Source organism: uncultured Chitinophaga sp., assembly GCF_937898475.1.
Lineage (GTDB): Bacteria > Bacteroidota > Bacteroidia > Chitinophagales > Chitinophagaceae > Chitinophaga.
Genome location: NZ_CALEJS010000013.1, coordinates 108,554 through 129,328 on the forward strand (window position 1 = coordinate 108,554; position 20,775 = coordinate 129,328).

The 20,775-nt window shown below is 50.1% G+C and carries 17 protein-coding genes; 10 read left to right on the top strand and 7 right to left on the bottom strand.

What is annotated here, in order from left to right; all coding sequences use genetic code 11:
• Positions 1-5: 5 nt before the first annotated feature.
• The 6 genes from Q0577_RS06060 (at position 6) to Q0577_RS06085 (ending at position 7,446) form a co-directional block, all read left to right on the top strand.
• Positions 6-1,673: a RagB/SusD family nutrient uptake outer membrane protein gene (locus tag Q0577_RS06060; protein WP_298733731.1), complete on the top strand. Its 1,668-nt coding sequence runs from the start codon at positions 6-8 to the stop codon at positions 1,671-1,673.
• A gap of 173 nt (positions 1,674-1,846) precedes the next feature.
• On the top strand, positions 1,847-4,618 hold the full coding sequence (locus Q0577_RS06065; RefSeq protein WP_298733733.1) for a prolyl oligopeptidase family serine peptidase: 2,772 nt from the start codon (positions 1,847-1,849) through the stop codon (positions 4,616-4,618).
• 235 nt (positions 4,619-4,853) lie between these two features.
• Positions 4,854-5,690 carry a DUF6597 domain-containing transcriptional factor gene (locus tag Q0577_RS06070; protein ID WP_298733735.1) on the top strand — a complete coding sequence of 279 codons (837 nt, stop codon included), beginning with the start codon at positions 4,854-4,856 and terminating at the stop codon, positions 5,688-5,690.
• Positions 5,691-5,729: 39 nt separating this feature from the next.
• Positions 5,730-6,182, top strand: a complete 453-nt coding sequence (locus tag Q0577_RS06075) for a GNAT family N-acetyltransferase (protein ID WP_298733737.1) — start codon at positions 5,730-5,732, stop codon at positions 6,180-6,182.
• 3 nt (positions 6,183-6,185) lie between these two features.
• Positions 6,186-6,704 (top strand): cupin domain-containing protein, encoded by a 519-nt coding sequence (locus Q0577_RS06080; RefSeq protein ID WP_298733739.1) that lies wholly within the window; start codon positions 6,186-6,188, stop codon positions 6,702-6,704.
• Between the two features lie 127 nt (positions 6,705-6,831).
• Positions 6,832-7,446: a DUF4230 domain-containing protein gene (locus Q0577_RS06085; RefSeq protein ID WP_298733741.1), complete on the top strand. Its 615-nt coding sequence runs from the start codon at positions 6,832-6,834 to the stop codon at positions 7,444-7,446.
• A gap of 6 nt (positions 7,447-7,452) precedes the next feature.
• On the opposite strand, the gene Q0577_RS06090 is transcribed toward Q0577_RS06085, so the two are convergent.
• Positions 7,453-8,172: a hypothetical protein gene (locus tag Q0577_RS06090; protein WP_298733742.1), complete on the bottom strand. Its 720-nt coding sequence runs from the start codon at positions 8,170-8,172 to the stop codon at positions 7,453-7,455.
• 249 nt (positions 8,173-8,421) lie between these two features.
• Between Q0577_RS06090 and Q0577_RS06095 the strand changes: the two genes are divergently transcribed.
• Complete coding sequence (locus Q0577_RS06095) at positions 8,422-8,745, top strand: RNA-binding protein (RefSeq protein ID WP_298733744.1); 324 nt, start codon at positions 8,422-8,424, stop codon at positions 8,743-8,745.
• A 619-nt stretch (positions 8,746-9,364) separates the two neighbouring features.
• On the opposite strand, the gene Q0577_RS06100 is transcribed toward Q0577_RS06095, so the two are convergent.
• The 5 genes from Q0577_RS06100 to Q0577_RS06120 form a co-directional block, all read right to left on the bottom strand.
• Positions 9,365-9,994: a response regulator transcription factor gene (locus Q0577_RS06100; RefSeq protein WP_298733746.1), complete on the bottom strand. Its 630-nt coding sequence runs from the start codon at positions 9,992-9,994 to the stop codon at positions 9,365-9,367.
• A 184-nt stretch (positions 9,995-10,178) separates the two neighbouring features.
• Positions 10,179-11,528 (bottom strand): dihydrolipoamide acetyltransferase family protein, encoded by a 1,350-nt coding sequence (locus Q0577_RS06105; RefSeq protein ID WP_298733748.1) that lies wholly within the window; start codon positions 11,526-11,528, stop codon positions 10,179-10,181.
• A gap of 108 nt (positions 11,529-11,636) precedes the next feature.
• Positions 11,637-12,884, bottom strand: coding sequence for a CinA family nicotinamide mononucleotide deamidase-related protein (locus Q0577_RS06110; RefSeq protein ID WP_298733750.1), 1,248 nt, complete (start codon positions 12,882-12,884; stop codon positions 11,637-11,639).
• Between the two features lie 60 nt (positions 12,885-12,944).
• Positions 12,945-13,358: a thioesterase family protein gene (locus tag Q0577_RS06115; RefSeq protein ID WP_298733752.1), complete on the bottom strand. Its 414-nt coding sequence runs from the start codon at positions 13,356-13,358 to the stop codon at positions 12,945-12,947.
• Between the two features lie 24 nt (positions 13,359-13,382).
• The gene (locus Q0577_RS06120; RefSeq protein WP_298733754.1) at positions 13,383-13,790 is read right to left on the bottom strand and encodes a DoxX family protein; all 408 of its coding nucleotides are present in this window, start codon (positions 13,788-13,790) and stop codon (positions 13,383-13,385) included.
• A gap of 311 nt (positions 13,791-14,101) precedes the next feature.
• Here Q0577_RS06120 and Q0577_RS06125 point away from each other — a divergent pair, with 311 nt between their 5' ends.
• From Q0577_RS06125 to Q0577_RS06135, 3 genes are read left to right on the top strand one after another with little or no spacing between them, the layout of a single operon-like run.
• A complete protein-coding gene (locus tag Q0577_RS06125; protein WP_298733756.1) occupies positions 14,102-17,173 on the top strand; it encodes a tetratricopeptide repeat protein in 3,072 nt (1,023 codons plus the stop codon).
• 27 nt (positions 17,174-17,200) lie between these two features.
• A complete protein-coding gene (locus tag Q0577_RS06130; RefSeq protein WP_298733758.1) occupies positions 17,201-18,847 on the top strand; it encodes a hypothetical protein in 1,647 nt (548 codons plus the stop codon).
• A 30-nt stretch (positions 18,848-18,877) separates the two neighbouring features.
• A complete protein-coding gene (locus tag Q0577_RS06135; RefSeq protein ID WP_298733760.1) occupies positions 18,878-19,837 on the top strand; it encodes an SPOR domain-containing protein in 960 nt (319 codons plus the stop codon).
• On the opposite strand, the gene Q0577_RS06140 is transcribed toward Q0577_RS06135, so the two are convergent.
• Positions 19,838-20,743: an SDR family oxidoreductase gene (locus tag Q0577_RS06140; protein WP_298733762.1), complete on the bottom strand. Its 906-nt coding sequence runs from the start codon at positions 20,741-20,743 to the stop codon at positions 19,838-19,840. It abuts the gene before it with no gap.
• Between the last annotated feature and the right edge of the window lie 32 nt (positions 20,744-20,775).

Sequence of the window (20,775 nt, forward strand, 5' to 3'; positions counted from 1 at the left end):
GACAGATGAAAAAGACAATACTATATATACTTCCCGCCCTGCTGTATTTTGCAGTGACCGGTTGTACAAAGTTTATAGATAAAGGTTTGCCGGACACCTTTGATGATACGGATTTCTGGACCTCCGAAGACAAGATCCGGACCTACAGCTGGGAGTACTACAACATGTTCACCGGCTTTGGTAATGGCTCAGGCACCGGCGACTTCTACTTCACTTCCTTTACAGACGATCAGGCAGCGCCCACCTTTGCCAACTACGCCGTTTCAGCACCTGCATCTTCCAGCGAATGGGACTGGAAATACATCCGCAAGGCCAACATCATGCTGGAGCGTATAGACCACGCGCCTATACCCGACGAAGCAAAGAACCACTGGAAAGGCATCGCCCGCTTCTTCCGCGCCTTCCGCTATTTTCAACTGGTGCAGGCTTATGGCGATGTACCCTGGATAGGCCGCTCCATGGATATTTCAGAAACCGGCGAGATCTATAAACCGCGCGACTCCCGGGTGCTGGTGATGGACAGCATACTGGCAGACATTGATTTTGCCGCCGCCAACCTGCGAACCAACGATAACTCCAATACGGTAAACAACAATGTGGCATTGGCACTGAAATCACGTATAGGCCTCTACGAAGGCACCTACCGTAAATATCATACTGAGCTGGGGCTGACAGGCGCAGATAAATTCCTGCTGGCGGCAAAGGATGCAGCCGGCAAACTTTTTACTGCAGGATACGTGCTGTCTGAAGATTACCAGGCTGTGTTCAATACCATTGATCTTTCCGGCGGACCGGCGGCAAAGGAAGTGTTGCTTTTCAAAAGATATGTGCCGGGCATCCTTACCCATTCTGTAGTAGGCTTTCTCACCGGCACCACGCAGATGAGAGGTTTAACAAAATCGGCAGTAGACGCCTATCTCTGTGATGATGGCCTGCCCATTTCCCTTTCTCCCAGGTACATGGGTGACGATGGTATCCAAAACCTACGTGCCAACCGTGACAAACGTATGCTCATTACCGTAGATACCTTCCTTTGTTACAACGGCTCACTCGTGAACGGCCTGAGCTCCAGCACCGGCTACCGTCCTTCCAAATACCTGCAGCCTAAAATTGCCAATGAGCGCTCTCCCTACAATGATACGGATGCGCCCCTTTTCTGGCTGGCGGAAGTATACCTGAACTATGCAGAAGCCTGCGCAGAACTGGATCAGCTGGGCACCCCCATCACCCAGGCAGATCTTGATAATTCCATTAACAAGCTGCGCGACAGAGCGGGTATGCCTCATCTGCAACTGAACGGCGTACAGGGTGTAGCCGTGAACGGTACCCCGTACACAGACCCAAAGAAAGATGCAGACATCACTTCCCTGGTATGGGAAATACGCCGCGAAAGAAGAGTAGAACTGATGATGGACGGCTTCCGCTACCAGGACCTGATGCGCTGGAAAAAAGGCCGCTATATGGACAGCCAGCAGAACCCCGACATCTTCCTGGGCGCCAAAGTACCGGACAATGGTAAAGTGCTGCGCAATGCCGACGGCTATATTATGCCTTACAGCGCAAGCACCAAACGCACCTTCATTGATCCGAAACATTACCTGTCTCCCATACCCACCGGGCAGATAGCCCTCTACCCGAATGGGGAACTGGAGCAGAACCCGGGATGGCAGTAATACCAAAGCCAAATACCAAAATCCAAATACCAAATACCAAAATCCAAAATTCCAAAGGGGGCAGTTGCTTCTCAAAAATTGGTTGCCTTTAGTTGCTTGCCTTTAGCAGGAACAGCTGTTTTTCAGGCTTTGGATGTTGGTATTTGGAATTTGGATTTTGTAACTTAGCCTACATGAGAACCACAGCACTATGGGCAGCCTTCCTGGGACTGCCCCTTTTCAGTTATGCACAGCAAAATGCTAAACCACCATTAGACCACAGTGTATATGACACCTGGGAAAGCGTCAGCAGCAAGGCTGTCAGCAACAACGGACAATGGATCGTTTATACCGTCAGCCTGCAGGAAGGCGATGGCCGCCTGTTGATATATCATCCCGGCACACAGCGCAGCCTGGAAATACCCCGCGGCAACAGTGCTGTGATCACGGAAGACTCGCGCTTTGTGGTGTTTGCGATAGACCCCTTCTTCAAAGATACCCGGCAGGCAAAGATCAAAAAGAAAAAAGCCGCAGAAATGCCCAAAGATTCACTGGGCATTGTTGCACTGGACAAATGGCAGGTATGGAAAACACCCCTGGTAAAATCATTTAAAACGCCGGAGAAAGGCAGCGGTACGCTGGCCTACCTGCTGGAAAAAGGGCCTTCAGATAAAGACAGCACCGGTGGTGCACCGCTCGTGATCCGCCAGCTCGAAACAGGCCGGGAAGATACCATCCATCATGTAGTGGAATATGCTTTCAGCAAACCCGGGAACAAGCTGCTGGCAGCCACCACGGCTTCCAAAAAAGACAGCCTGGCCAAAGCAGCCGTACTGTTATGGGACATTGCCGCCCGCCGTGCAGATACCCTGAGCCGCGGCGCCGCACAGCGGAAGGCCTTCACTTTTGATGAGGAAGGCCTGCAGGCCGCCTGGATCAGTACCCGTGACAGCGCCAAAGCCCTGCAACATAGCTACCAATTGTACTACTACCGCCCAGGCCAGGATAGCGGCGCCATTGCGGCCGATAGAAATACGCCCGGCATACCGGAAAAATGGGGCGTAGCAGATACCAGCAGGCTTTATTTCAGCAATAACGGTCAGCGCTTGTTCTTTGGCACCGCGCCGGTTCGTCCGCCAAAAGATACTACCATCGTAGACTTCGAAGTAGCAAAACTGGACATCTGGCATTACCAGGACGATTACCTGCAGCCCATGCAGCTGAAAAACCTCAACAGGGACCTGAAAAAAAGCTACCTGGCCGTATACTACCCAGACACCCGCCGGGTGGTACAACTGGGCGATACCGATCTTGAAAACGTGCTCACCGCCAATGAAGGGAACAGCGACTACGCGTTGGGCTATACGGACAAAGGTCAGCGTGTTCCCCTGCAGTGGACCGGCCGCACACTGAAAAGCGCCTGGCTGATCAATGTAAAAGACGGTAGCCGCCGGCTGGTGAAGGAAAAACTGGATGGCACCTTCTACATCTCTCCCAAAGGCAATTATCTGTACTGGTACGATATGGCGGCCCGGCACTGGTTCAGTTATGAATGCGCCGGTGGCGCCATCCGCAATATCAGCGCCGCCATACCTACCGCCATGTTTGACGAGGAAGATGATCATCCGGATGCACCCTATGACTACGGCAGGGCAGGCTGGCTGCAGGACGACCGCCGCATACTGCTGTATGACCGCTATGATGTATGGGAAGCAGATCCCGCAGGCGTTGCAACGCCCAGGAACCTTACCGGTATTGGCCGAAGGGACAAGACCCGCTTTCGCTACCTGAAGCTGGATGAAGATGAGCGCTTTATTAAAAACGGGCAGGATTTGCACTTCAGCGCATACAATGAGCAAAGCAAATACAATGGATTTTATATTATAAAAGGCGGGAAAGCTCCGCTGCAGCAACTGGCAATGGGGCCTTACGCATACCAGTTCCTGGCAAAGGCTAAACAGGCAGACCGCTATCTTTTTAATAAGAGCAATTACCAGCAGTCGCCGGATGTGTATACCGCCGTCTTGTCCGGGAAAATACCCACTTTTGATAAAGCCATGCAGATAAGCCATATCAATCCGCAGCAGCAAAACTACAACTGGGGTACGGCATCGCTGTTCAAATGGACGGCCTATAACGGCAAGCCTGCAGAAGGCATTTTGTATAAACCCGAAAACTTTGACAGCACACAGCAGTACCCGATGATCATCTACTTCTATGAGAAACTGACAGACCTTTTGTACAATTACCAGCCGCCCGCGCCTACACCTTCCAGGCTGAACATTCCCTTCTTTGTAAGCCGCGGTTACCTGGTTTTTGCACCGGATATCAGCTATGATAACGGCTATCCGGGCAACAGCGCCTATAACTATATTGTAAGCGGCGCACGGGCGCTTGCAAAACACAGCTGGGTAGACAGTACCAACATCGGTATTCAGGGACAAAGCTGGGGCGGTTACCAGGTGGCCTACCTCATCACCCGGACCAACCTGTTCAAAGCCGCATGGGCGGGAGCGCCCGTGGCCAACATGACCAGCGCCTACGGGGGTATCCGCTGGGAAAGCGGCATGAACCGCCAGTTTCAATACGAGCATACCCAAAGCCGTATTGGCGGCACCCTTTGGGAAAAGCCCGAACTGTATATTGAGAACTCGCCGTTATTCCACCTGCCAAAGGTGAACACCCCCCTGGCTATTATGGCCAATGACGCAGACGGGGCCGTGCCCTGGTACCAGGGTATTGAACTGTTCACCGGCCTTCGCCGCCTGGGCAAACCGGTGTGGATGCTGAACTATAACAACGAAGCGCATAACCTGGTTCAAAGGCAGAACCGCAAAGACATACAACGCAGGGAACAACAGTTCTTTGACCACTTCCTGAAAGGCGCACCCGCTCCCCAATGGCTGGAACGCGGGGTCCCCGCCACAGAAAAAGGCATCAACTGGGGCTGGGACACCGGCCGGTAAGTAATATTTTTACCCCTGTCACAAGATAAAAGAGCGCCGCTTGTTCAGCATGCGGCGCTCGTCATTTTCCGGCTGCGCCGTTTTAACAGTATCAGCTCCTAATCCATTCAGAATTAAGCCAAAATTGGCGCAGATAAATTCCTTTCTGTATATAATACATTTTCACTATATTTACGTAGCCAACGAGAATGAGGGAGTACAGGGAACAAATTCAGAACCACAACACTTTTTTCCTATGAATTTCCATATCTACCGTCCTGCAGCCAACTTGCATCCTTATGTAAAACATTATTACTACTGGCATGATGATACTACGGGGGTGATCACATTGCCGCAAAGCCTGTTATCACTGGGAGATCAGTATATGGTATTTCTCCAGGAGGGAGAAGTGAGCTGTCAGCCTTGCCATCATGCCGCCTTCCAGCTGCCGGAGGCATCGGTGATAGGTCATTTTACCTGCTCCAGCCAGCTTAAAGTGAAAGGCCCTGTGAAAATGGTGGTGGTACAACTGAATGCCTACGGCGGCCACCGCTTGCTGGGCCTTAATATGCACGCCATCAGTAATTACTTCCGTAACCTGGCTAAAACCGGGAATGACAGCTGGGAAATGCTGACGGCACATTTGCGCACGGCAGATGCCGGGCAGGTGCCCGCGCTGCTGGATCAGGCTTTGCAGGCAGCGATGCAGCAACAGAATTACAATAAACAGGCAGTAGAAAAAGTGGCCGATTACCTGCAGCAGCAGCACGGCCATGTAAATATAGCGCACCTGGCCAACCGCTTCAGGTTATCGCGGCCTACACTGGAAAGAATGTTCATGGAAGTGGTGGGATTGCCACCTAAGCTGTACGCCAGCATGCTGCGCTTCAAAAAATCGATGCGCGTTATGCAGCAGATAGCCATGCCGCAGTGGCAGCCGCTTACAGGCAACGGGCAGTACTACAACGAAGCGGTGCTGCGGCAGGATTATGTATACTTTAATGGTCAGACACCTTCTTTCTTTATGCCCTCCGGCACCAGCGGCGCAGTAGCGCAGATGCCGTCAACGGACGCAGGGGTGGCAGTAGCTTGATAGCAAACATTTCGCTATTTTGCCGCCAAATAGCATCTCATGGAAATCATGCAGGTACAATCAGGCGAATATTTGATCAGTACAGACAGTGATAAGCTGGACCTGGACCTTATTCATTCTTTTCTGAGCGATACATACTGGGCCAAAGGTATTCCACGCAGCACAGTAGAACGGTCATTACGGCACTCCTTATGTTTTGGCCTTTACCACGAGCAGCAGCAGGCAGGATTTGCCCGCATTATCACCGATTATACCACCTTTGCCTACCTGGCAGATGTATTTATCCTGCCATCCTACCGCGGAAAAGGCTTGTCCAAATGGCTCATGAAGACCATTGTGGCGCATCCTGAACTGCAGGGGCTGCGCAGATGGATGCTGGCTACAGCAGATGCTCACGGGCTGTATGCACAGTTTGGCTTTACTCCGCTGTCCCACCCGGAAAGATTTATGCAGATACACTATCCTGATGTTTATAAACAAACACATCCATAACCCATGATCACTACCTTAAGAACAGCCGACTACTGGCGGGAACAATTGCAGCTGACCACCCATGTGGAAGGAGGCGCTTTCCGTGAAACCTACCGGTCAGCCTGGATCCTCCACAAGTCTACCCTGCCACCCGGCATGAAAGGCAACCGGCATGCATCCACCTGCATTTATTTCCTGCTGGAATATGGCGACTTTTCCGCTTTTCACCGTATAGCGGCTGACGAGATATGGCATTTTTATGATGGCGAACCTTTAAGTATATACGAACTAGACAGTACAGGCCGCCTGCACGTTCATAAACTGGGTCGTAACCTGCACCTGGGAGAACAGCTGCAGGTGGTGATCACGGCAGGCAACTGGTTTGCCGCCCGTGTAGATGTGCCCGGCGGCTTTACACTGGCTGGCTGTACTGTGGCGCCTGGCTTTGATTTTGAAGACTTTGAACTGGCCCAGCGTAAAAAACTGCAGGCACAGTACCCTCAACACAAGGAAATTATCGGGGCGCTCACGAGAGAGGAGTAAAAGTTTGAGGTTCGAGGTTGAAGTTTGTTGAAGGTTACTGGTGCATCATTAGTAACCAGACGCTAAGTCAAGCCTCCAGCTTCTAATATACCTCAAACTTCAAAACTCAAATCTCAAACTTTAAAACATGAAACGATTTTTTACGCTTTTAATCCTGGCCCTGCTGGTGCTCCTGATCTTCTGGCTGGGCAAACAGTTTGGCAGCAGAACCACCAGCCAGGAAGTATTGAGCAACAGTATAGTAGTAAGGGAAATTGCAGAACTGGCCAGCTTGGAAGTACAGGGCGTTGCCAGCATTAAACGCAGTAACCTGGAGAACAGCGGCGACTGGACGGATAACCTCAAGAAGGTGTTCCTGGAAAATACGATATGGGTATCTGTTCCCTATCTGGCAAAATATGGTGTGGATGTGAACGAACAGAATTTTCGTGTATCCAGCAATGCAAGCAAGATTACCGTGCGGATGCCCACCCCCAAACTGCTCAGCTATGAGCTGAAGATAGACAAGATGGAAACCGCCAACCGCAAAGGCTGGTTCCTTTTCCAGGATGATGAAACCTATACGGACGTACAAAAGAAACTGTACCAAACCTCCCGCGCGCAGCTGGAATCCAACACCGTATACCTGCAGCAGTCTAAAGACAAGATCCGCAAGATCATTTCGCAATATTACCAGCCATTTTTAAACGATCATGAGCTGGAAGTAATATTTGAAGATGGAAACAACCCGGCCTTAAATTAGGCGCTTTTAAGCCGCATTCCGGGCTATATATTTTACCAGGCAGCGTTTAGCCACCGGCAGCAGCGTTTCGTTCAGGGGAAATACCAGTTCGGTATCGATCCGGTATACGGCCGGGTTAGGCAGTTTTTTACGCTGGCGGATCAGTAATGTTTTGATATGCTCACAGGAATACACCAGGTTCTTCTGGTAAGCCTCAATATACTGCGTGTGAATACCACGGTATTTTTCATCATGCCGCTCAAAAATAGTGAGCCGGTACTCATACACCAACGTGTCGCGGCGGCGGCCGTCTGACAAAAACAGGTACCCCTCCTGGCTGTCCAGCGGGATCAGTCCAACCGGCGCAATATTGATACTCTCTTCCACCAGTTCATAGATCTCCGTGCCTTCCTTAATGGTATTGTTCATTTTGTTCATGGCGTAGTGAATGATGGACTCAAGTTCCTGCATCAGCTCGTCATCTGCGATCATCTGCTCATAGAGCAGCTGCAGCTTTTCCATGTTCAGTGCCGTAAGCCGTTTGGGAAAGTGCTGCTGGATAAACTGTTTGTTTTCACGGAAAGCGACCAGGTTGTTGTAGTGAAAGATCACATCTGCCAGCTGCGGGTACAGCATGTGCTGGTTGAAGTAGCGGTTTATTTCCTGGAGATAGGCGAGCAAGGTATATTTTTTCTGCTCGAAGTCTATATATCCGTCTGCGAACCATGTTTCACTTAATACACCCATAACAATAAAATTTAATGGATTATATATTAAATTTACAAAAAAAAGGTCATAAATGTTGCATGATATTGCCTTTTATATCGTTTTAATAAATATTTAAAAAACTGTCGTAATCCTTACCAGCACTATATCCGGGGTATAGCAGCTATACCCCCTGGACATCTTTTTACAAATAGTTTAACCGGTTGTCGCTTTTATCGAAGTAATTTCTTTATCTTCAGTATTATTTTTCAATTTTATAATTTTTTAGTCATGAACATTTACGTAGCCAACCTTCACTATAGGTTGAACGATGAGGACCTTCACCAGATATTTGCCGAATTTGGGGAAGTTAAGTCCGCTAAAATCATTAAAGACCACGAAACTGGCCGTTCCCGCGGTTTCGGATTTGTGGAAATGCCTAATCAGGAAGAAGGACAAAAAGCTATGGACAGTTTAAACGGCAGCGAGATTGAGGGCAAGCAATTAATGGTAAACGAAGCAAGACCTAAACAACCGAATAATAACTTCAGAAGTGGTGGTGGTAACCGTGGTGGCGGTGGATACGGCGGCGGCGGACGCGATCGTCGCTATTAATGTTGTTACTTATTCTATTGCGCCAGGTTATTCAAGGCCAAAACGAATTGAAAGAGCCGTCTCAAAAGTAATTTTGGGACGGCCTTTTTCTTTTAGGTTGTTCAGGGGTAATTAAGCGTATTCACCATAGAAGACAGTATAGGTCCTGAAATGAAACGGGGCCGCCTCAGGAATGAGACGGTCCCGTTTCATTTCAGGCAGGACCAGGATGTATAACCCGTATCAGGGCTAGACACCCGGTCTACCTGGCAATAAAGCATCGGCTATGACCTGTAGCGCTTTTTTAGGACTTATGGACTCGGATGTATAACCAGTATCAGGACTATTTTATTCACCTGTATAGCTATTTTAGGACTAGACAGACCCGCGCTACATCTGTGTTAGATCAGGGATGTCCGGTAGATGTCCGGTATGTGTCCCGTAGTTGAAGGGTAGATGTCCGGTCTCTTAATAGATACCAGTCATCTACCGGTCATCTACCGGGATCATACAAATGAACCAGCCTTCATCATACTGGAGCAATGCATAAACAATGGGGCCGCCTGCTGACTGACAGGCGGCCCCATTGTTTATCTGGTAAACCTTAATGGAGTTTATATGCTAAGTGGCTGAAAATGCATCAGAGATTATTCAGGCAGATTCTTGAAACCAGTTCTGATTTGGAAGACACGTTCAGTTTGTGATAGATCTTCTTCAGGTGATGATTGACCGTGAAGACCGACAGATGCAGGCGGTCTGCCATGACCTTATAGGAATGCCCTTCCTTCAGCAGGTGTAGTAACTCGTATTCCCTTTCTGTTAGCTTATACCGGATGTTCTGCAGCGGATCTTCATTGATATGACGGATCAGCGTATAACAGACCCGAGGGCACAGCGTGCCGCCGTAGCGGATGGCGTCCTGTATGCCCTGGTAAATCTCCGTAAGGCGGCTGCTTTTAACAATATAGCCGTGAGCGCCCGCCTTGAGGGCTTCCAGCACATACTGTTTTTCCTGGTGGCCAGATAGTATAATGATCTTTGCGTCCGGAAAGAGGGTGCGCAGCCTGGGGATACCGGCTATACCAGTTTCGCCGGGCAGGTGAATGTCCAGCAGCACTGCATCTGCATGCATTTGCTGCAAGGGCAGTTCCCAGCATTCTTCCAGCGAGCGCTGGGCAAATACCACTTTACATTCGGGGTAATCTTCAAAAAACTCCCGGTAGCTGCTTAACTGGAAAGTATTGTCTTCAATAATGCCGATTCTGGTCATGGGGTAAGGAATAGGGTATTTAAGTACACTGGTTGTTATTTCATAGCTATACCGTGTAAGTTACTGTGAATCGCCCTTTTAGCGGTTAACCAGATGTTAATGAACCCGGTATATTTAGCAAATAAGTAATTAAAAAAGGCCGGACCGCATGGCGGTCCGGCCTTTAACTTTAAAAAGACGTTTATCAATATTCTTTCTGCGGATCAAAGCTTTCGAGTTCCTGCGCCACTGCGCTGAGGAAGGTAGCGCCCAGTGCGCCATCCACAATACGATGGTCGTAAGAAAGCGAGAGGTACATCATGTGGCGGATAGCGATGGAGTCGCCATATTCCGTTTCGATCACCACCGGTCGTTTTTTGATGGCGCCTACGGCCAGTATGGCCACCTGCGGCTGGTTGATGATGGGTGTACCGGCCAGGCTGCCAAAGGTGCCCACATTGGTGAGGGTGAAAGTACCGTTCTGGGTATCTTCCGGTTTCAGGCGGTTCTGGCGGGCGGCATTGGCCAGATGGTTTACCTGCCGGGTCAGGCCTACCAGGTTGAGCATATCTGCATTTTTGATCACCGGCACGATCAGGTTGCCGCTGGGCAGTGCAGTAGCCATGCCGATATTGATATCCTTTTTGATGATGATCTTATCACCATCCAGGGAGCAGTTCACCAGGGGGAAACGTTTCAGGCATTTCACCACTGCTTCTATAAATAGTGGCGTAAAAGTGAGCTTCTCTCCTTCCCTGCGTTCAAAATCTTTCTTAACAGCATCGCGCCATTTTACCATGTGGGTAACATCGGCTTCTGCAAAGCTGGTGACGTGCGGACTGGTATGCTTGCTGCGAACCATGTGCTCGGCAATCAGCTTGCGCATACGGTCCATTTCAATGATCTCTACATTACCATTACTGCTGCCGTTATATTGCGGCGCAGGCGCGGCGGCTATTACGGGCCTGGACGCTACTACGGGCGCCTGCACGGGTACCGTTTCTTCTGTTACAGGCGATGGTGTACCCTGTTTGCGGGCGGCTACGTATTCCAGTATATCTTTCTTGGTCACTCTTCCTTCATTACCGCTGCCCGGTATCTTTTCCAGCTCGGCAAAGCTTACGCCTTCCTGCTGGGCAATGGTGAGCACCAGGGGAGAATAGAAACGCGGGGTACCGGTGGTGAACTTTGGCTCTATCTGCTCCTGCACCGGTGTTGCCGCAGCGTAGGATGCTTCCTGCTGCGCCGGTGCATGATGAACCTCTTCCCGGGGCGCAGGCTGTGCGGGAGCCGGCGCCGGTGTTCCGGCAGCATCAGCAGTCTTAATACGTGCAATGACGGCGCCTACCGGTACTACTTCGTTCTCTGCAAACAGTAATTCGGTAATTTCCCCATCTGCAATGGAGGGCACTTCACTATCCACCTTATCGGTAGCAATTTCAAGCACGGTTTCATCAGCTTTTACCTGATCACCGGGCTTTTTATGCCAGCGTAATATGGTGGCTTCCATGATGCTTTCCCCCATTTTAGGCATTACCAGTTCTACAATGGCCATAAGATCTATTTTAGTGTTTTGCTGGGAACAAATGTAAGGTAATTAGTTAGAACGCGAAACGCTGAAGGCGGAATGCGCAACGCTGCATGCCGCGTTAGGTGTTCTGCATTAAGCATTCAGCAACTTCCTGAGCTCATTCATGGCATAAATAGCGGTCATGTGGATGTTGCGCTCACGGTCGTATATCATCCGGTGTTTGACAGTGACGATGTTTGCGGCACTGGCAACGGCTATCCACACCGTGCCCACCGGTTTTTCGGGAGAACCGCCATCAGGCCCCATGATGCCGGAAACGGCGATCGCATAATCTGTTTCCAGCAGCTGCAGTGCTCCTGCGGCCATTTCGCGCACCGTCTCCTCACTCACGGCGCCATGTGCGGCCAGCGTTTCCTCCTTTACCGCCAGCAGCTTCATTTTCATTTCATTGGAGTAAGTCACCACACTGCCTTTAAAATAGGCTGAACTGCCCGGAATGGCCGTGATGTTATGAGCAATATAGCCGCCGGTACAGCTTTCTGCGGTACCCACGGTTTTATTGCCGGCGCGCAGTATGCGGCCCAGCACTTCACCCATGGGAATGTCTTCTTCTGCCACCGTAATATCTGCCAGCAGGGTTTGCATTTCCTGGAAATGCAGTTTCAGTTCTGCCGCTGTAGATACCTTGTCTTCACCCAGGGCGGTGAGCCTGAGTTTTAACAGTCCGTAGCTGGGCAGGTAGGCCAGTTTAATATAGGGAGGCAGATTGGCTTCAAAGTTCAGCAGCCGTTCTGCAATGAAGGATTCTCCCAAGCCGGAAGTAAGGAGGGTTTGATGGATCACGGCCTTTGTCGGGAATTGCTCCTGCAGGCGGGGCAGCACATGGTGTTCCATGATGCCTTTCATTTCGTGCGGCACACCGGGCATAGACACATATACCTTTCCATCCTTTTCGAACCACATACCGGGTGCAAGGCCCCAGTTGTTGAACAGTACCGTGCACACATCCGGCACCAGGGCCTGGTCTACATTGCGCTGCAGTACGGGCAGGCCACGGCTTTCAAAGAATTTCATGAGGCGCTGCAAGGTAGGCTCGTGCGATACCAGTTTGCCGCCGAAATATGCTGTAAGGGTAGGTTTGGTGATATCATCTGCCGTGGGGCCCAGTCCGCCGGTGATCAGGATGATATCTGCAGTGGCGCTTTCCGCGTCCAGGGCTTCCACGATGGCCTGCCTGGTATCTCCTACGGCTACACGGCGTTGCACCCAGATGCCCATATTATTCAACTGCTGTGCCATCCAGGCAGAGTTGGTGTCTATCGTCTGTCCGATCAGCAATTCGTCACCAATGGTGATAATGCTGGCTGTGATCTTTTCCACACTTGTTGGTTTGTTCCAAACCAAAAATAAAAAAGAAAAAAGCTTTTTTACTTTTCTTATTTATTTCTTGAAGAACGGTTCCAGCCGTACCCTGAGCGGTTCAGGCAGGTTCGACTTCGCTTTTGTGGCTGCATGCAGGAACACCAGGGTGGTAACGCCTACATTCAGCAGCTCGCCTTTTTCGTTATACAACTCTGAATGGAACTGTATCCTGTGTGTGGCGGGTAATTCCCTCAAAGTGGTCTTTACGGTGATCAGGTCATCATACAGTGCAGGGCGGAGGTATTTGATCTGCAGCTCCGCCACGGGCATGATTACGCCCTGCTCTTCCAGTTCGCGGTAGGTAAAGCCCAGTTCGCGGATGGCTTCCGCGCGGCCCACTTCGTAATACAGCGCATAATTACCGTAGTACAGGTACCCCATCTGGTCTGTTTCTCCGTAACGAACGCGTATGGTAGTAATCGATGTAAACATGCTGAAAAGTAAAACTTTTTACTTTTATCTTCCTATGAGGCTGTCAAAGCTCAGACGGCCGGGACCACAGAACAGGATCACGATAAAAACAGCCAGGTACAGGATGGCCTTTTCTTTCTGAGCGATGGGGTCATGCCCGTGGATCATAAAAAGCGCTACGGCCATCAGGATCACCAGGGGGATAGCCGCCAGGCGGGTAAGCAGCCCCAGGATAATAAAAACAGAACAAAATACTTCGGCGAAAACCGTCATGCCCAGCGAAGTAGCCTTGCCTACATGCAGGGGATCTGCAAATTTATGGGCCAGGCCGGCGAAATTCATCAGTTTAGGCCAGCCATGTGTTAACATCATTGCTCCAAACACCACCCGCAACAACAAAAGGGAAAAGTTAACCGTTCCATTGGTAAAGCCGGCAGAAAAGAGTTTTCTCATAGAATTTAAATATGGTTTAATTCTTGCTAATGAAATTGCCTGCAAGATAGGGGAATACGCATATGCCAGGGGTTAGAGTTATCCACATTATGGTTATCCACATCACTGTAGATAAGCTGTCAGAGTGAAAAAGGTTTAAACTTTTATATTTGCTACCATTGATTTAGCGTTTACTGGTTTATCCGTTTTCTTCGTTGAACGACCCTCCGGACTATTGATACCCTGCCAACATTAATTACCTGACATTCAATAGCCATTAGTCAATGAAGGAAACAGGTAAGCCAATAAACTATTTTAACAAATACAAGCGCATGCAATTTATAAGAAAGATCGTGGTTTCCGGACATTTGTATTTATCCCTGCTGGCTCTGGGAGGCGCCGGCCTGGCCGCCATTACCCCTGCCCAGGCCCAGCATACCCGTATTTATACTGACCAGGATAAAGTTTTCAAGGATGCACAGCAGCTTTTCCAGCAGGAGAAATACGCGGTGTCTATGCAGCTTTTCAGGCAGGTGCTGGATAATATCAACTATTTCCAGGAAACCAACCGCTCGCTTGTAAAAACAGATGCAGCCTACTACTATACCGTGTGTGCGCTGAAACTGCAGCAGGCCGACGCGGAGAAAATGGCGCAGCAATACCTGCAACGCACCAACAACAATGCCCGGGAGCAACTGGTAAGCTACCAGCTGGCCAAATACTACTTTCACCGCAACAAGCTGAAAGAGGCCATCCCCCTGTATGAAAAGGCCAACATCGACAACCTTTCCAACGACGAAATAGCCGATGCTAAATTTGAGCTGGCCTACTGTTACTTCAATGTAAAAGATTTCCAGAAAGCCCAGCCTCTGTTTGCCTCTATTAAAGAAATAGAAGGCAAATACTACATACCCGCGAATTATTACTATGGCTTTATTGCTTACAACAACCGGCAGTACAGCGAGGCGCTCGCCAGCTTTAAACGGGTGGAGAAAGAACCCAAATACGCTGGCATCGTGCCCTACTACATTGCAGAGATCTACTACTTCCAGGGCAAAAAGGATGAAGTGATCCGCATTGCAGAACCGCTGCTGCAGAAAGGCAATGTATACTACGATGCAGAACTGAAGCAGTTATTAGGACAAGCCTATTTTGAGAAAAAAGACTATAAAAAAGCGCTGCCTTACCTGCAGGAATACCAGGACAATGCAGAAGAAGTAAGGAAAGAAGATGTTTACCAGCTGTCTTACTGCTACTACCAGACGGGCGACTATAACAAAGCCATCAGCGGTTTTAAACAGCTGAGCGGCGAAAAGGATTCACTGGGACAGAACTCCATGTACCTGCTGGGCGACTGTTACCTGCGCACCGGCCAGAAGGCCAATGCACGTAATGCCTTTGCCTTTGGCGCCCGCAACAACGCCAACCCGCAACAGCAGGAAATATCGCGGTTCAATTACGGCAAGCTTTCTTATGAACTGGGCTACCAGGACGCAGCGCTGACAGAGCTGACCAATTTTGTAAACACCTACCCGCGATCTGCTTACAACAAAGAAGCGAAAGAGATACTGGTCAGCCTTTTTGCCAGCACCAATAACTACCAGGACGCCATCACCACCATTGAGTCGCTCCCTGAAAAGAACCCGACCGTGCTCCGCGCCTACCAGCGGGTAGCCTACGGAAGAGCCACCCAGCTGATAAACGATCAGCAGCTGGGTGAGGCAGACCGCCTGCTGGATATTGCCATCAAAAATGCCTATGATCCGAACATCAAACAGCTGGCGCATTTCTGGAAAGCCGAAATTGCCCTGCGCCAGCAACGTACCGATAACGCCATCATCAACCTCAATGCCTACCTGACCGGCGGCGTGCCTTCCTCCGGGGAAGCCAATGCACAGACGGCCAGCTATAACATGGGGTACAGCCTGCTGAAGAAAGAGGACTATACCCATGCCCTGCAGCATTTTGAAGCTGCCCAGCGTGTCAGCGGGCCCAATGCGCCACGCATCGCCAACGATGCATTACTGCGCAGCGCAGACTGCTACTACATGCTGAAAGATTTTGGCAAGGCCACCGCCTTGTATGACCGCGTGATCGCCAAAAATGACCCGGACGCAGACTATGCTACTTACCAGAAGGCGGTGATACTGGGCATACAGGGTAAATACAATGAGAAACTGGCCCTGCTGAAACAGCTGGGTAACAAATATCCTTCTTCCAGCTTCGGCAACGACGCAGATTTTGAGATCGCCAACACCTACCTGGCTTCAGAAAAATACACAGAAGCGATCCCCTTCCTGGAGCGTGTGCTGCAGAAACAGCCCAACGGGCCCAATGCACCAAGGGCGCTGCTAAAACTGGGACTGTGCTATTTTAACCGGGATAATGATAACAAGGCCCTCTCCTATTACCGCCAGGTAGTAGAGAAATATCCCAACTCGGCAGAAGCCGGAGAAGCATTGGCGGCCATCAAAGACATTTACATCAGCCAGGGCAAAACCGATGATTACGTAGCCCTGCTCAAAGCCAGCGGCCGTACCGTAACTGCATCTGCAGCGGATTCTCTTGCCTATGCAGCGGCAGAAGCCAAGTTCAACGGCAATGATTGCAGCGGCGCTACCGCGGCTTTCAACAACTACATCAAACAATATCCCAACGGGCAGTTCCTGCTGCCTGCTTACTTCTATAAATCAGAATGCGCCTATAACAATAAAGATTATACGGCCGCATTGCCGGGGTATGAGTTCATCCTCTCCGGGAACAACAGCATTTATGCGGAGCGCGCCGCCCAGCAGGCCGCCAACATTTATTTCTACCAGGTAAAGAATTATGAAAAAGCCCGCAACTATTACCTGCAGCTGCAGGACCTGAGCACGGGCAAAGAAAATACCCTGACCGCCACCCGTGGCCTCTTACGCAGCAACCTGCAGTTAGGGCACTGGGATGAGGCAGGCAATTATGCGGAAATGCTGCTGTCTTCTTCCAGCATCAGCACAGACGACCAGATACTGGGACATTATGCCATGGGCCGTTCCCTGCAGGAAGCCGGCAAACATGACGATGCCATCAGCGAGTTCAAAACAGTGGCAGGCATGACAAAATCCGAGACCGGCGCTGAAGCCCGTTATTATACAGGTATCAGTTACCTGAAAAAGAACGAGCTGGATGCTGCGGAAAAGGCAGGCTTTGACGTGATCAAAAACACCCCTTCCTATGGATACTGGGTGGCAAAAGCCTATATCCTGCTGGGAGATGTATATACCCAACAGAAAGATTATTTCAATGCCAAAGCCACTTTCCAGAGCCTGGCTGAGAATTGCCCGATACCGGAGCTGAAACAGGAAGCAAAAGAAAAACTGGGTAAAGTAGAAGCAGCAGAAAAAGCAGCTTCCAAGATCAAGTAAAAAAGTTAAAAGTAAAAAGCAAAACGAATGAAGGGTTATACCAAATATATGAGCAGGTGGGGAATGGGAACGGCGCTGGTTGTTGCAGCCCTTGGACTTCAACAACCGGTGCAGGCGCAGGACTCGCTGAAACAGGAAACGATCGACATTATCTCTACCTATCAGCCCAAATTGCGCGACGCCGCCAAGCTGAACTTAACGGCTTCACTGCCCGGTACGGATACTGCCCGTCCGCGCCTGTTGTACCAGGTACCGGCCCTTAACCTGGCTTTCATGTATCAGCCCGTGCCCTTAAAGCCCCTGGCCCTGGGTAAAGATTCCCTGAGCGCGCTGCAGAATAATTTTATCAAAGGCGGCTTTGGCAATTATAAAACACCCCTGATCCAGGCTGGCTTTGGCAGCAACCGGAACGAAAAGTTCAACTACGGGCTGTATGGCAGCTTTATTTCTTCAAAAGGGAATATCAAAAACCAGGACTACAGCGCGCTAAACGTGCTGGCCTCCGGTACCTACTACTCCCCCCTGTTTGAGATTAACGGCAGTGTAGGTTTTGACCGCAATGTAATCCACTATTACGGGTATGACCATACGATGTTTGACTTCTCCAAAGGGGATGTAAAGCAGGCTTTTAACCAGGGCACCCTGCAGGTAGGACTGAAGAACCGCCCCCTGAACGACTGGGCGCTGCAATTTGCACCCAAGGCAAAATTCATCCTGTTCAATGATGCTTTTGACCGCAAGGAAAATACCGCCATCATCAACGTACCGGTGAGCAAGCAGCTGGTGCAGGACCTTTTCCTGAAAGCAGAAGGCGTACTTGATCTCTCCACTTTCAAGGAAGATAACCAGGAACAGATCAACAACAACGTGGTGGCCATCCATCCCGCTTTTGAGATCATCAAGCCGGGCTTTACCCTGCATGCGGGCGTAAATCCCACCTGGACCAACAGCAAGTTCTACCTGCTGCCAGACATTGTGAACGAATCACACCTGATACGCAAGAAAGTGATCCTGAGCAGCGGCTGGATCTCTTATATCGACAAGAACAGTTTCCGTAACCTGGCCAACAAGAATCCTTTTATTGGCCAATACCCCGGCGACATACTGAATACAAGAGTAGAGGAAAAATATACCGGTATTAAAGGTACACTGGGAAGCCATTTCAACTACAATACCAAATTTGCCGCGGTTACCTGGCATAACCTGCCCCTGTTTGTAAACGACACCACAGTAGGCAATACCTTTCTCATCAAAAATGAAGACCAGCTGCGTGCTTTCCAGCTGCATGCAGAGATCGGCTATATCGAGGAAGAAAAATTCCAGGTACGTCTGAGTGGCGACTGGTATAATTACAACAAGCAATACACCGAGGTAAAAGCCTGGCATATGATCCCTTTCCAGGCCAACCTGTACGGACAATATACGGTAGGCAGGCACCTGCACCTGGACGCCAATCTCTATGCGCTGAGCGGCAGTTACTACCAGCTGGCCAATAAGGATTTTGCCAAAACCAAGGGAGCGGTTGACCTGAACGCCGGCGCCAACTATGATGTTGGCCGTAATTTTAACGTGTGGGTAACTGCCAATAACCTGTTTAATTCGCATTACCAACGCTGGAACGGCTATCCCACCTATGGTTTTAATATCGTAGGAGGAGTGATGATTAAATTTTAAAGTTGTAAACTTGCGCAATAATCAAACACCTTGATATTAGAACAGTACATACAGGACGTCCTTTTCAGGCAGCAGGTATGCATTGTGCCGGGGATCGGAACCTTTACCCTTGAGCACATACCTGCGCAGTATAATGTAGTGGACAAAAGCCTTGACCCGCCGGGACAGCGGGTGACTTTTGAAGAAAAATGGACAGACGACGGCTCCTGCCTGGAATGGATCTCGCTGAAAGAGCAGCTGGTTCCCGCTATTGCCAGCCGTAAGCTGGAAAAGTATATTGAAGACTTCAAGGCCAGCCTGCAAAGCGGCCGCCCGCTGGAATTACCGGGCATAGGCTCCCTGCAGGCCGGCCCTACAGGACATATCAGTTTCACCCCGGAAACCCTGCCCGGCAGGCCGGACGCCCTGCACCTGCAGCCTGTGTTGCGGCCCGATGCCACGCCAAGTGTAACGGTAGGCACTACGGAAGTAGTGAACAATGAAGTGGTGGATCATTACACCGTACCACCATGGGAGGAGGAAGAACAGCAGTCCCGTTTTAAATGGTGGTGGGTGGCAATTCCTATTGCGGCCGCCCTGGTAGCTACCGCCATCTGGTGGTTTGTGAGCAACCAGGTACCAACGGAATCTACAGTAGATAACACGGCAGTTACAGCGCCTGCCGTTACCGATACCATGAGCTTACCGGCCGAGGTAACACAGACGGATACCGCCAGTACGGCGCCTGTGCAGCCGGAGCCGGGAGATCCGTCGCAGATCCTGGAGTATTATATTGTATGCGGTTCCTATAACAGCCTGGCTGCTGCTGAAAAGCGTGCGGCCAATCTAAAAACCTATGGGCAGGATGCATCTGCATACGGCAATAATGACTCTACCCAGTTTAAAGTGAGGATCAGGTTTAAAACGCCGGCGGCCGATACAACAGAAAAGATCAGATTTGTGAAGACGACCTATGGGGGAAAACACGATGTTTACCTGGAGTTTAAATAACTATTGTTTTGCCCCTATTTCCCTGGCAACTATTTCCAGCCCTTCTGCAAAGCTTCTAGGCTGATACCCCAGTTCCTGTACCGCCTTATCGATGACAAAACCTGTTTTAGCCGGACGTTTGGCCGGTTGAACAAAGCTTTTGGCATTTACCTTCTCGATGAGGCGGAGATCGAGCTTAAAGAACTGGGCGGTTTGTACGGCCATTTCATAAGGCGATAACATTTCATTGCCGGATATATGAAAGATGCCGGTAGCCTGCTTATCCGCCACCAGCTTACAACCTTCGGCAAGATCCTGCACCAGGGTAGGCGTACGCCACTGATCGTCTACCACCTTGATCTTCTTACCCTGCTGGAGATTGTTCTTTACCCAGGTGATAATATTGCTGCGCTGCATATCGATGGCAGTGCCGTACACCAGCACGGTCCGTACAATAGCCCAGGGCAGCTTGCTGTTCCGGATCATACGTTCTGCCGCTACTTTGCTGGCGCCGTAGTAACTGAGCGGGTTGGGGGCATCATCTTCCCGGTAAGGACCTTCCAGGCCGTCAAAAATGAAATCAGTAGAGAGGAACAGGAAAAAGGCATTATACTTTTCAGCCGCCTGGATAAGATAACGTGTAGCGGCTACGTTGGTATCCCAGCAGGCATCTTTGTTACGCTCGCATTCATCCACCTGTGTCATAGCGGCCGCATGTATAATGATATCGGGACGGTGCTTTTCCACTAACTGCTGCACGCTGACCGTATTACGCAGGTTCACTGATTCATAAGTATACCCCTGCCGGGACGGGAGGCGGTTCACACCCCTGCCTGCCGCAATCACTTCATACCGTTCGTCCGCAATAAACAGCGGAATAAGATGCTGGCCTAATAAACCGTTACTTCCTGTGATTAAAACCTTCATAGCAGCAATTTATTAAAATTACGAATTATCCC

Bases quoted from the DNA above. Each gene is read 5' to 3' on its own strand.
- Q0577_RS06060 (WP_298733731.1), top strand. From the start codon at position 6: ATGAAAAAGACAATACTATATATACTTCCCGCCCTGCTGTATTTTGCA.
- Q0577_RS06065 (WP_298733733.1), top strand. From the start codon at position 1,847: ATGAGAACCACAGCACTATGGGCAGCCTTCCTGGGACTGCCCCTTTTC.
- Q0577_RS06070 (WP_298733735.1), top strand. From the start codon at position 4,854: ATGAATTTCCATATCTACCGTCCTGCAGCCAACTTGCATCCTTATGTA.
- Q0577_RS06075 (WP_298733737.1), top strand. From the start codon at position 5,730: ATGGAAATCATGCAGGTACAATCAGGCGAATATTTGATCAGTACAGAC.
- Q0577_RS06080 (WP_298733739.1), top strand. From the start codon at position 6,186: ATGATCACTACCTTAAGAACAGCCGACTACTGGCGGGAACAATTGCAG.
- Q0577_RS06085 (WP_298733741.1), top strand. From the start codon at position 6,832: ATGAAACGATTTTTTACGCTTTTAATCCTGGCCCTGCTGGTGCTCCTG.
- Q0577_RS06090 (WP_298733742.1), bottom strand. From the start codon at position 8,172: ATGGGTGTATTAAGTGAAACATGGTTCGCAGACGGATATATAGACTTC.
- Q0577_RS06095 (WP_298733744.1), top strand. From the start codon at position 8,422: ATGAACATTTACGTAGCCAACCTTCACTATAGGTTGAACGATGAGGAC.
- Q0577_RS06100 (WP_298733746.1), bottom strand. From the start codon at position 9,994: ATGACCAGAATCGGCATTATTGAAGACAATACTTTCCAGTTAAGCAGC.
- Q0577_RS06105 (WP_298733748.1), bottom strand. From the start codon at position 11,528: ATGGCCATTGTAGAACTGGTAATGCCTAAAATGGGGGAAAGCATCATG.
- Q0577_RS06115 (WP_298733752.1), bottom strand. From the start codon at position 13,358: ATGTTTACATCGATTACTACCATACGCGTTCGTTACGGAGAAACAGAC.
- Q0577_RS06120 (WP_298733754.1), bottom strand. From the start codon at position 13,790: ATGAGAAAACTCTTTTCTGCCGGCTTTACCAATGGAACGGTTAACTTT.
- Q0577_RS06125 (WP_298733756.1), top strand. From the start codon at position 14,102: ATGCAATTTATAAGAAAGATCGTGGTTTCCGGACATTTGTATTTATCC.
- Q0577_RS06130 (WP_298733758.1), top strand. From the start codon at position 17,201: ATGAAGGGTTATACCAAATATATGAGCAGGTGGGGAATGGGAACGGCG.
- Q0577_RS06140 (WP_298733762.1), bottom strand. From the start codon at position 20,743: ATGAAGGTTTTAATCACAGGAAGTAACGGTTTATTAGGCCAGCATCTT.